Annotated in this window: 13 protein-coding genes and 2 pseudogenes; 4 read left to right on the forward strand and 11 right to left on the reverse strand. The window is 60.8% G+C overall.

Annotation, left to right across the window (positions count from 1 at the left end; all coding sequences use genetic code 11):
* Positions 1 to 2 precede the first annotated feature (2 nt).
* The 9 genes from mdcH to J2Y83_RS26970 form a co-directional block, all read right to left on the reverse strand.
* Complete coding sequence (gene mdcH, locus J2Y83_RS26930; RefSeq protein ID WP_253399882.1) at positions 3 to 902, reverse strand: malonate decarboxylase subunit epsilon; 900 nt, start codon at positions 900 to 902, stop codon at positions 3 to 5.
* Positions 899 to 1495, reverse strand: coding sequence for a malonate decarboxylase holo-ACP synthase (locus tag J2Y83_RS26935; RefSeq protein ID WP_253399885.1), 597 nt, complete (start codon positions 1493 to 1495; stop codon positions 899 to 901). Before J2Y83_RS26935 ends, mdcH begins: the two co-directional genes overlap by 4 nt.
* On the reverse strand, positions 1489 to 2259 hold the full coding sequence (gene mdcE / locus J2Y83_RS26940) for a biotin-independent malonate decarboxylase subunit gamma (RefSeq protein WP_253399887.1): 771 nt from the start codon (positions 2257 to 2259) through the stop codon (positions 1489 to 1491). The genes J2Y83_RS26935 and mdcE overlap by 7 nt, the downstream gene beginning before the upstream one ends.
* Positions 2256 to 3098 (reverse strand): biotin-independent malonate decarboxylase subunit beta, encoded by an 843-nt coding sequence (locus tag J2Y83_RS26945; RefSeq protein WP_253399889.1) that lies wholly within the window; start codon positions 3096 to 3098, stop codon positions 2256 to 2258. The genes mdcE and J2Y83_RS26945 overlap by 4 nt, the downstream gene beginning before the upstream one ends.
* Entirely contained in the window at positions 3091 to 3390 is a 300-nt protein-coding gene (locus tag J2Y83_RS26950) for a malonate decarboxylase subunit delta (protein WP_253399891.1), read from the reverse strand. Before J2Y83_RS26950 ends, J2Y83_RS26945 begins: the two co-directional genes overlap by 8 nt.
* Positions 3390 to 4238: a triphosphoribosyl-dephospho-CoA synthase gene (locus tag J2Y83_RS26955; protein WP_253399893.1), complete on the reverse strand. Its 849-nt coding sequence runs from the start codon at positions 4236 to 4238 to the stop codon at positions 3390 to 3392. Before J2Y83_RS26955 ends, J2Y83_RS26950 begins: the two co-directional genes overlap by 1 nt.
* Positions 4239 to 5909: a malonate decarboxylase subunit alpha gene (mdcA, locus tag J2Y83_RS26960; protein ID WP_253399895.1), complete on the reverse strand. Its 1671-nt coding sequence runs from the start codon at positions 5907 to 5909 to the stop codon at positions 4239 to 4241.
* A gap of 164 nt (positions 5910 to 6073) precedes the next feature.
* Positions 6074 to 6454, reverse strand: a complete 381-nt coding sequence (locus tag J2Y83_RS26965) for a rhodanese-like domain-containing protein (RefSeq protein WP_253400451.1) — start codon at positions 6452 to 6454, stop codon at positions 6074 to 6076.
* Between the two features lie 42 nt (positions 6455 to 6496).
* A complete protein-coding gene (locus tag J2Y83_RS26970; RefSeq protein ID WP_253399897.1) occupies positions 6497 to 6937 on the reverse strand; it encodes a group II truncated hemoglobin in 441 nt (146 codons plus the stop codon).
* Positions 6938 to 7040: 103 nt separating this feature from the next.
* Between J2Y83_RS26970 and J2Y83_RS26975 the strand changes: the two genes are divergently transcribed.
* Positions 7041 to 7259, forward strand: a complete 219-nt coding sequence (locus tag J2Y83_RS26975; protein ID WP_253399899.1) for a hypothetical protein — start codon at positions 7041 to 7043, stop codon at positions 7257 to 7259.
* Positions 7260 to 7378: 119 nt separating this feature from the next.
* A pseudogene (locus J2Y83_RS26980) lies at positions 7379 to 8471 on the forward strand (helix-turn-helix domain-containing protein).
* Positions 8472 to 8630: 159 nt separating this feature from the next.
* On the opposite strand, the pseudogene J2Y83_RS29950 reads toward J2Y83_RS26980, so the two are convergent.
* Together J2Y83_RS29950 and J2Y83_RS26985 are read right to left on the reverse strand one after the other, a co-directional pair.
* Positions 8631 to 8770, reverse strand: a pseudogene (locus J2Y83_RS29950) (DUF6124 family protein); the annotation flags it as partial.
* A 73-nt stretch (positions 8771 to 8843) separates the two neighbouring features.
* On the reverse strand, positions 8844 to 9536 hold the full coding sequence (locus J2Y83_RS26985; RefSeq protein WP_253399903.1) for an NBR1-Ig-like domain-containing protein: 693 nt from the start codon (positions 9534 to 9536) through the stop codon (positions 8844 to 8846).
* A 231-nt stretch (positions 9537 to 9767) separates the two neighbouring features.
* Between J2Y83_RS26985 and J2Y83_RS26990 the strand changes: the two genes are divergently transcribed.
* Together J2Y83_RS26990 and J2Y83_RS26995 are read left to right on the forward strand one after the other, a co-directional pair.
* Positions 9768 to 10574: a 2OG-Fe(II) oxygenase gene (locus J2Y83_RS26990; protein ID WP_253399905.1), complete on the forward strand. Its 807-nt coding sequence runs from the start codon at positions 9768 to 9770 to the stop codon at positions 10572 to 10574.
* Positions 10575 to 10596: 22 nt separating this feature from the next.
* Positions 10597 to 11226 carry a LysE/ArgO family amino acid transporter gene (locus J2Y83_RS26995; protein WP_253399907.1) on the forward strand — a complete coding sequence of 210 codons (630 nt, stop codon included), beginning with the start codon at positions 10597 to 10599 and terminating at the stop codon, positions 11224 to 11226.

Below are 11226 nucleotides of genomic sequence, written 5' to 3' on the forward strand. Positions count from 1 at the left end.
CTTTATCGGTGGCGGCGGTCCTCCTCTTCCAGCAGGGCCTGCAAGGTGTCCAGGCGCGCACCTTCGCAGGCGATCACCGTGCCTTGTTCGAACACGCGGCGTGACAGGCCGGTGAGTACGGCGCCGGGGGGCAGTTCGATTTGCAGGCGCACGCCGCGCTCATAGGCGCTTTGCACGGTGCCACGCCAGTCGACGACGCGGCACATGTTGAAGGCCAGGTCGTCGCGCAACTGCGCAGGGTCGCGGATCGGCCGCGCCCGTGTGCTGCTCAGGTAGGTGATGCGCGGTGCCTTGAGCGTGACGAACGCCTCAGCCAGCGTCTGGGCCGGCCGCTGCAGCAGCGCGCAATGGGACGGCACGCTGACGGCCAGACGCTTGGCGATGCCGTTGCCTTTGACGCGCTGGGCGACGCGCTGCATCGCTTCATCGCTGCCGGCGATCACCGTCTGGTTATCGGCGTTGATATTGGCCAGATACACCGGGGTTTCGGGGCGATGGATTTCGGCCAGCAGGGTTTCGACAGTGGATAAGTCCGGGCCGATCAAAGCGGTCATGCCGTAGCCCTGTGGATAAGCCTGCTGCATCAGTTCGCCACGCAGGCTGACCAGTCTGACCGCGTCGGCAAAGTCCAGGGCTCCGGCAATGACCGCCGCCGGGTAAGCGCCGATGGACAAGCCCGCCACATAGTCCGGCGTGCGCTCCAGCAGGCGCGCATGGGCCACGCCCGCGATCAACAGACACAACTGCACGGCGCGGGTACTGGCCAAGGCCCGCGCCGAATCGAGTTGGCGAACGTCTTCACCCAAGGCCGCGCTGGCTTCGTCCAGCACCGGCGCGGGCACATGCTCAAGCATGCCGGGGCGTTGCGCGCCCTGCCCCGGAAACACCAGCAGGCTGCTCATATCAGCGCCTGCCAAGGATCAATCACCAGATGCGCACCGCTGGCGGCTTTGAGCAGCACGCGGCGTGATGAGCCCGCCCATTCGCGCAAGGCGACGGCGCCAAACGGGGTTTGCAGTTGCAGGTCCACAACGCAGGCTGCCGTGTCCAAGATCGCCAGCAAGTCCCCGGCGTCGCGTCGTTCAAGCGGCTCTGGGGTACGCAGGATCAAATCCAGATCGCTGCTGTCATGCAGCGCTTCAATGCCCGTGGCCAATTCAAAACCCGCACTGCCGCTGACGCCCCAGTCCTTCTGCGCCAGCACTGGCCGCAGTTGAGCGAGGGCGCGCAATGCCGGTAAATCGCGTGGCGAGATCACCTCGCGCAACGCTTCCGGCATCACCCGCCGTTGCACCAGCGCCAGCGGCATTTCGGCGGCGAAACGCTGCTCGCGCAAGCGCCCACGCACGCCGACCGCCACATGACCCGGTTGCGCAATGGCGCGGCGAACCACCACCGGCTGCCCGGCACCGAGCGCCGCCAGCACCCAGGCCGGCGCATCGGCAGGGGCATGCGCCGGGGTCATGCCCCAGAGCAAGTCGTGAGCGTTCACCATTGCGCCCGCAGCAGTTGGCGGACATGGCTGGAGGCAGCACGATTGGTGGCGCCGAGGCGACCGCTCAAATCACGGCCATCGACATCCTTGATCGCATTGACCAGGCAATCGCTGACCCGCGCCACATCGTCCTTCGTCGGCTGTTCAATCTGGCTGACCGACAGGGTCTCCCAGAGCAAACCGAGGCTGGCATAACTGTCGATGTCATAGGCCATCGGCGGCACGCTGGCGGCCAGGGCTTCGAGCTCTTCGACGCTGCGCAGGGTCACCCGCGCCGCCGAGGCCTTGCCCATGGCGTGCACCATCACGCCGGGGTCGCGCAGGGCGATCAAGCGATTGGCCTGGTAACCGTGGGCGAGGAACGCACCGGACATGGCCTTGCCCACCAACAACCCGATCACCGGGTGCCCGGCCAGACGCGCACGGGCGTAGCTGTCGACGGCAGCCGCCAGGGCTTGATGGATGCCGAGGGCTTCTTCGCGACGGCCGTAGGCTTGGCTCGGCACATCGACGATGGCGATCAGTGGGCGTTTGTCGCCCGTCGCGATGGCTTCATCCACGGCTTTGGCCAAGCCCCAGCCTTCGAGCAGGCCGACTTCGCCGTTGCGTGCGCGGGGGAAGCGGTTTTGCACGTCGGGGACCACGGCGATAAAGCGCACCTGGTGTTCACCCAATACGCCATCGGCGACTTTCAGCGAGTTCGGCAACCCGTCCACAGGTTGGGCGCCGGCACTCAATGCGTTGAACCACTGCAAACCTCTCATGAGCGTTCTCCCTGATACAGATCGCGAACCGTCGCCGGGTCGATTTGCGGTTCGGCGTCCAGTTCAGCCAGGCGCGCCAGGTAGAAGTCGGCGCGGCGGCTGCGTTGTTGGGCGGGCAAGCCGAGCTGCAACAACGCGCTGACAGTCTGCTGAATCTGCTCGACATCGTCTGCCACGTAACGGTCGGCCAAGCCGCTGTTGAAGCGTTGCTCGCCGCCGGTCAGGCTCCAGATAAAGGGCCGGTCGCGGGAATCGTATTCGTCCAGGCCGGCTTCCTGCTCGATCACCTGCGGACCGTTCAGGCCCAGGCGCGCTTCGCGGGTCACCAGCAGATAGCTGCACAGCCCGGCGGCGATGGACATGCCGCCAAAGCAACCGACGCTGCCCGCCACCACGCCGATCACCGGCTGATACTGGCGCAGATCGACAATCGCGGCGTGGATATCAGCAATCGCCGCCAGGCCCAGGTTGGCTTCCTGCAGGCGCACGCCGCCGGTTTCCAGCAGCAGCACGGCGCAGGTCGGGATGCCGTTGCGGTTGTCTTCGGCCGCCAGCTCAAGGGCGCCGGCGATTTTTGCGCCGCCGACTTCACCGAGACTGCCGCCCTGGAAGTTGCCTTCGATCGCGGCGATCACCACCGGCTTGCCGGCGATGCGGCCTTTGCCGATCACCACGCCGTCATCGGCCTGGGGCACCACGCCCTGAAGGTCGAGCCAGGGCGACATGACTCGCTGAAACGGGTCGATCAGTTCACGGTAAGAGCCCGCATCCAACAAGGCCTTGGCCCGCTGCCGTGCGCCCAGTTCGACGAAGCTGTGTTTGCTGAGCAAGTCAGTCATGGCCGATCTCCTCGAAGCCCTGCTCCAGGCGCAGACGCACCACGCCGGGGGTGGCGCCGAAGTCGTGGATATCAATGTGCAAGGCTGGCGGCGTCTGCTCCAGAAAGATCCGCTCGAACAGGTGCTGCCAGCGTTGTTCGGCGCCATTCACCGAGGTCTGCACCTGAATGGTCAGGATGCCGGGCGTGCCCGGCTCCAGCAGCACTTCGAGGTCGCCCGAACCGACACACCCCACCAGCGCGCGACCTTTGGGCGGCTGCCCGGCGGGGAATTCAAAGGATAAAGTTTCCATCAAAACGCTCCGTCGAGGCGGTCGATAAACAGGCAGGCGGCCAACAGGTCGGCGGCGCCACCGGGGGAGGCATTCAGGGCCAATAGCTGTTGATCGAGTTCGTGCAGGTGGCGGCGCCCCGCAAGGGTGGCGCTGCCGCCGGCGTCGAGCACCGCTTGCGCGCCGTGTTGCATGGCGTGCAGGCCCGCAGTGCCGGCGCGGTAGAGCACGCAGGTGTCGGCCAGGTCGGTCATGATCGCGAGCAAGGCATCCAGGCGTGCGTTCTGCTCACCGGCCTGTTGCTGGCGGCTTTTGTGCAGTTGCGGCAGGCCGCGTAGCAGCACCGAAGGGAAACCCAGTTGGGCTTCTTCACGCGCACCGCGTGCGCCGTAACGCTGCGCCACCTGCGCGCCGTGGCTCATGGGTTGCGGGGCATAGCGATCGTTGAGCAGGGCCAGTTTTGCCGCGTTTAAGGTCACGGCATTCGGGCTGCAGGATTGCGGCTCCAGTGCCGCTGCGGCGGTGAGTAAGCCGAGGGCCCAGATCGCACCGCGATGGGTGTTCACACCGTGGGTGGTGACAAGCATCGCCTGCTCACCGTCGCGACCGATGCGGCCGAGGGCTTCGCGCAGGGGCAAGCCGACTTCGCCGATGTCGAGGGCGGCTTCGGCCATTGTCTTGAACATCGGCCACAAGGACAGCGCCGAGGCGTGCATCAGGCCCAGGTGCAAGTCGCGGTGGGCGCCGTTGCCACGGCGGTCCACCAGGGCCGGCTTGGGCGACAGGTCGGCTTCGTCGATCAGCGCGTCGACGGCCAGGTCCGCCAGGCGTTCGGCGAGGCTGAGTGGGTGCAGTTTGAGGGCGCGCATTTACCAGCTCCTGAACTTGGCGGGCGGGTTGTACAAACCACCGGACCACTCCACCAGATCGGCCACGCTCTTGGCGGCCAACAACTCGCGGGTGGCGTCGGTGCGGCGGATGCCGAGGTCTTCGGGCAAGGCAATCAGGCCTTCACGGCGCATGCGTGCGGTGTCCTTGGGGTTATGGCGCAGGCCGATGGCGGTCACCCCGGCGACGGCGGCGATCATCGCCTGGCGCTCTTCCAGGGAACGCGCTTTGTACAGGTAGGCGATGCCTTCTTCGGTGAGCAAGTGGGTGACGTCGTCGCCGTAGATCATGATCGGCGCCAGGGGCATGCCGCTTTTGCGCGCCACCTCCACCGCGTCGAGGGTGTTGACGAAGGTCGGTTTGCCGCCCTCCTGGAACGTCTCGACCATTTGCACCACGAGCTTTTTGCCGCGCTCCAAGAGTGCTTCGGGGGCGTCCTCGTGACGCATATCGAGCCAAGCCGGGGTGCCATGGCGGCGACCGCGCGGGTCGTGGCCCATGTTCGGCGCGCCGCCAAACCCGGCGAGGCGGCCACGGGTGACCGTGGAGGAATGCCCGTCGCCGTCCACTTGCAGGGTGGCGCCGATAAACAGGTCCACCGCGTATTGGCCGGCGAGTTGGCAGAACATCCGGTTGGAGCGCATGGAACCGTCGCGGCCGGTGAAGAACACATCCGGGCGGGCGGCGATGTAATTCTCCATGCCCAGCTCGGTGCCGAAACAATGCACGCTTTGCACCCAACCGCTTTCGATGGCGGGAATCAGCGTGGGGTGCGGGTTGAGGGTCCAGTTGCGGCAGATCTTGCCCTTCAGGCCCAGGGATTCGCCGTAGGTGGGCAGGATCAATTCGATGGCGGCAGTGTTGAAACCGATGCCGTGGTTGAGCGACTGCACGTTGTGTTTTTCGTAGATGCCACGGATCGCCATCATCGCCATCAGCACATGCACCGGCTTGATGTGGCGCGGGTCGCGGGTGAACAGCGGTTCGATGTAGAACGGCTTGTCGGCCACCACCACAAAATCCACCCAACTGGCCGGGATGTCGACGCGGGGCAAGTCAGTGACGTCGTCCACCAACTGATTGACCTGCACGATGACAATGCCGTCGCTGAACGCGGCAGGCTCGATCAACGCCGGGGTGTCTTCGGTACTGGCGCCGGTGTAGATATTACCGGCGCGGTCGGCCATGAACCCGGCGGAGAGCACGACGTTCGGGATCAGGTCCACCACCAGCCGGGCATAGAGTTCGATGTAGGTGTGGATCGCGCCGATTTCCAGCAGGCCGTCTTCCAGCAACTGGCTGATGCGCAGGGATTGGGTGCCGGCGAAGGAGAAGTCGAGCTTGCGTGCGATGCCCTTCTCAAACAGATCCAGGTGCTCGGACCGGCCGACACTGGGCATGATCATGTGCAAATCGTGGAGCTTGGCCGGGTCGGTCTTGGCCAGGGAGCGCGAGAGGAAATCCGCCTGCTTCTGGTTATTGCCTTCCAGCACCACGCGGTCGCCGGGGAGGATCAGGGCTTCGAGGGCCTCGACGATTTTGTCGCTGGGCAGCACGGCCCCATCCGCATACTGCTTGACCAGCCCGAGCCGCCGCTGCTTTTCATCGCGCCGCCGCGTCCAGCGCGAGTCGGGGGTAATTATTGTTGTCATGGTCGCTCCACGGGTTTGCTGTCGTGGGCTGTACCTTAGGAGTGATTCAGGGGGGCATCAATCAAGCTGGGCGGCGGATCGTTACGGCTGAAGTAATGAATCAGCAACAAACACGGGGTTAAGCCTAATGGGGAGCAACATGCCCCCCAAAGCAGCCCACGGTGCTACTCGAAGCGAGGTAAATGCGGAACCACAATCGGCTTTTTCGCACTCACCCATGCGTCGAACCCTCCGGTGATCGATGTTACGTGCAGGTAGCCCATATCAAGCAGCGATACAGCCGCGAGCGCAGCGCGACCACCTGTTTTGCAGTACAGCACGACCTTGAGGTCTCGCGAACTGAGCACGGTATCGTTGGTCAGTTTAAATTCCAGCATTCCGCGCGAAGCATGCACAGCGCCCGATATATGACCTGCGGCATACTCGTCGGCTTCACGTACATCAATCAGTACATCCGCATTCTGGATAGCCAGGTCAACGTCTTCGATGGCAACTTCTTCGATACGGGCTTTAGCATCTACTACAAGATCGTGGGCAGTTTTAATCATGGTATTTGGGAGCGTCCAGTTGGGAGAGTGGCCCGACGTTCAAAGCGGCGCCGCAACACCTGCGCGGCGCCCATCGGTATTAATCATGTGGTCGGCCATCTCGGAAAACATGCGCTGCAGCTTCGCATTCAGGGCTGCGTCATCCACCTGCTCGTTGATTGCCTGACGCATGCACAGCATCCATTCGTCGCGCTCGACAACACTGACTGCAAAAGGCGCATGTCGCATGCGCAAACGAGGGTGGCCACGTTCCTGATGGAACAGTGGCGGGCCGCCAAGCCAGCCACTCAGGAACTTGAATAGACTGTCGGCGCTGCCGGCGAGACTCGGTGGGTGCATCTGACGCACTATTCGCGCCTCGACCAGCACCTCCATCAGTTCGTAAAAGCGGTCGACCAGTTTATGGATACCCGCCTCTCCCCCTAACTGGAGATAAGTACTGGTGGTGTTCTTATGTGCGGTACTCAATAGTTCAGTCATATCGTCAGCACTCAATGTTGGAACTTTATCCCGCCGGCAAGCGCATGCGTCACCCAGCACTGCCATTGGCAGATGACGCCGCCGTCGCTTATCGGAACGGGCCATGACCAGGCAGTTAGCACGCGCCATGCCAAGAGCGGAAATGTGTTTTTTATTGATTGATAACAAATACTTAAATATTCGAGCAGGAAGATGGCAGATGCGTTGGCAGCTACATACTCTGCCAATCGGCGATGACGGCAGTGGTTGGCAGTCAGGGGTCGGGCTGAGCATCCAGAGCAACCGGTCATTGAGCGTTTTGCGCGGATTGATTGAGCTCTGAAGACGAGCGCTAACCTGTGTGGGAGGGGGCTTGCCCCGGTACAGACCGGAGACATCCTTTACGTTTGAAACCGGAGACATCGTTTACATGTATTAATCATGGCCAGGAGGTAACTGGCCATGTCATGGAATCGAGAGTCCCCGATGGATCAAAAAGTCAGATTGATAGGCGACTGGCTGTCCGGCGCCTATTCAAAACGTCAACTGGCATTGAGCTACGGCATTAGTCGACCGACCTTGGACAAGTGGCTGCAACGGTATGCCACTGCTGGCCTGGACGGGCTCAAGGACGCCTCACGCCGTCCACTCTCAAGCCCTTTTCAAACGTGCGATGCGCATATTGCTGCTCTAATCGAGCTCAAGCATCAACACCATGACTGGGGCCCCAAAAAGCTGGTCAAGGTCCTTTCCAATCGCTATCCGGAATGTCATTGGCCGGCACCCAGCACGGCAGGGGAATGGCTCAAACGAGCGGGACTGGTTCAAGAGCGGCGCAAGCGCAATCGCCCGCCTACCGGCCCCGTCAAACTTCGCCCGGCAGATCTCCCCAATCAAACGTGGGCCGCTGACTTCAAAGGCGACTTTTTAATGGCGGATGGCCGACGCTGTTACCCGCTGACGCTCACGGATCAGGCCAGCAGATTCATATTGTTGTGTCGTGCGCAGCCCAGTGTGGCTGGGGCCCGCGAGGGTTTTGACTGGGCTTTTCGCGAGTACGGTCTGCCTGATGTCATCCGGACTGACAACGGTTCACCCTTCGCCTCAACCGGTCTCAGCAGGCTCTCGAGTCTGGCCGTCTGGTGGATACGACTGGGTATCTACCCAGAGCGTATTCAGCCGGGGCGACCCGATGGCGTTTGAACGATTTCGACAGGAATTCAATCATGATCGGCCGCACGAGGCGTTAGACATGAAGGTGCCGAACGATCTGTACGATAAATCGCCAAGGATCTATACAGGCTGGGTACCTCCTGCCGAATATGGAGCGGATATGGAGGTACGCAAAGTCAGAACAGACGGGTCAATGAAGTGGAGGGGCAGGATGATCTTTTTGAGTGAGTCACTGGTAGGAGAGGCAGTTGGACTGCGAGAAGTGGACGACAACGTGTGGGACATGTACCTATGTAACTATCCACTGGGTAGGCTAGACAGCGGTGCAAACCGGCTATCCAGCACCCAGAAACGTAAAGGATGTCCCCGGTCTCGTTTGTAAAGGATGTCTCCGTCCGTACACCCGATGGCAGTGGCTCAGTTACAGATACTGAGACTGACACACCGCCATCGGGGGCAAGCCCCCTCCCACATTTGTTCGGTGGTGTCTTTTAAATAGTGGTTCCCAAAAGGGAGTGATCAGTCGCTGTTTGGGAACGTTTCAAGATGCTGGAGAAGGGCTGACTTGCTCCAGCGCTCCGTCGACCAGCAGCTGCCCCGCTGGATTCCGAGCATGATTGCACGCGGGGAAGCGTCCAGGTCGAAGACCAAATGGCAGGTGAGCGCGTTGAGGGAGGGAAGACTAGGCGCGCGGTCTGCGAGCGGCAAGTTCATGCACGGCGCAAAATCTTGCAGGAAAAATCCGACCGAGCGCTCAACGCGCCATGACGTTGACCAACACATGCAAAATGAATGCAGGCCCATAACAAGGTTTTCCCTGCGCATCCTCAATTCTCCAAATTGAAGCCAGCGTGCAGGTTTCCCTGGGTGCTGCAAACTCCACACTGATATGCACGGGCTGACCCGGCAGCGTATCGGCGATGGGAAGTTCACTGTGCAGGCTACGCAGGTGAGCGTCCATCACTACCTCCAACTGGCCCAGTGCATCAGCGCGGCGGGCAATCACATATTCCCCGTCAACACGCACCAGGCGTCGCCCGCGCCAGGGTCGTGTGCCCAGGTTCTGAATCTCCCAGGTTTTCTGAAAAACCTCCCCTGGCATCACGACAGTTTGATCAGGCGTCGTGACATCGGCATTGAACACCGCAACGTCCTCCGGATCATTTATACCGACAGCTCGATTGGTCGCCGCCATCGAGCAAGCATTTGCGGGCGCGCCTGTCAGGTCAGCAAAGTAGCGAAACAGCAACAGAGGAGAAACCTGCAACGCCTTGGCCAGCTTGATCAGCGTGCGTACCGACGGATCCTTAGACGCACCGCCCGCCAGACCGTACAGGTAGGTCCTGGAGATTCCCGCCTCCTTGGCCAACGTAGTCAGGGGCTTGCCCAACTCTCGGCCGCGCCGCGCAATCAGTGACTGGAGGGTATCTCGCGTTTTTATATTCATACGGAGTTTTCAGTTCCCACTTTTAGGTGAACGCCATTTCTTTGTCCGCCAAAAAAGACAACCTGTCCGCCGCCACGTGTCTTGAACCCTGCACAATCGCCACCTGCTGGCGATGTTGTGAAGGACATGGATGGGTCCCTTTTAATCGGTCATATCCAGTGTCGTAGTTTCTCGCATGCTTGCGAACCTAGTGTTTGTTGCATTCCTTTACATCTACCTTTGGATACATCCATGACCCACATCAAAGCGTGCTGTGAATCCATTGCTCGAACAGGCTTTGGCACCCTGCAAATATCAGAAGCGATGCTGCTGGATTACAAAAAAATCGTTGATGGATATTCCGCAATATCGCCAGCCATAAAGGCCTCGTTTTCCTTCGCAAAAGACACCGACGGATTTTTCCCCTTTGGCGCCGAGTACTCGAGCATTCAGGATCAGCCAGATCTGTGTGAGCGATTTTGTTACTGGCCTGCGCATTCATCAAAACGAAAGGCTTTTGAGTTCACACGAAGTGATTTTTTTGCTGCCGTTGATGCTTTTGAACGACAGATCAGCGAGCTTGCACAGGAACTGATGGACGGGGTTTGCGCGGAGTTTGGGGCCACTTCGTTGACCTCTTTGCGTGCAGCGTCCTATCTGCAACTGTGCGTCTATGGGGCTAATTCCGGGTCTGATAAGCGCCAGTTTGCTCAGGACCCTCACGAAGATGGTCATATGTTGTCGTTTATCAAGCCTACTCGTGACGGCCTCGTTCTGGTTCGAGGCAGCTCGCTGGAGCCGGTACGCCTGTTGGAGAACGAGATTGCAATCTTGGCCGGATCGTTACTGACGGAGCTCTCGGACTATGCGATTCCCGCTGCATACCACGCAGTTCTGACGCCTCGAACACCAATGCCACGCAGCTCCCTTATTTACTTCGTCAACCCTGATGCGGAGCAGCAACTGACAGGCTTTTTCCGCCACCAGCCGATCGACTTGAACGCCGCCGTCAATGCGCGCCACACCGGTTTCGGTAATCACCCCCTTCAATTGACCTGATACCCAGGCGACCGAGCACTTCATGACTCCTGACCTCAACGCCCTTTATCTCGAAGGTCTGCTATTGGGCATCGGACTGTTCGCCGCTCCTGGGCCAAAGGACACTCTGGTGATTCGCCAGGGTGTCAGTCGCGGTCCTATCTGGGGGGTGGTGGCGGTATGCGTGTTCGCCGATATCATTCTCATTGGTCTTGGGGTCATGGGGTTGGGTTCGTTGCTCGGCAGTCAGCCCGGTCTGGTGGCGTTCCTGCTGCTATCGGGAGCGGCCTATCTGTTGTGGTTTGGCTGGCAGCGGTTATTGGCTTGCTTGCGTAGCCAGTCGATGCCAGATACTCAAAACAACCTCACCTCACAACAGGGATTGCTGCGCACGGCGGTGATACTTGGATTTGCCAACCCGTATGCCTGGCTTGATACCGTGGTGCTGATTGGCTCTATTGGTGCGGCGAAGCCCGTCAGCCAACAAGCGTCCTTTGCCAGCGGAGCGATGACCGCGTCGCTGGTGTGGTTTGTGGTTTTGGCGTTGGGATGTCAACGGTTGACGGGGCTGTTTCGTTCAGCAAAGGTCTGGCGTTTATTGGACGCGGGTGTGGCGATTTTGATGGTGTACCTGGCGGGAATGCTGATTGCTGATTTTCTGGTGCTGCATTGA

Origin of the sequence: Pseudomonas marginalis (assembly GCF_024169655.1) — a bacterium.
Lineage (GTDB): Bacteria > Pseudomonadota > Gammaproteobacteria > Pseudomonadales > Pseudomonadaceae > Aquipseudomonas > Aquipseudomonas paraveronii.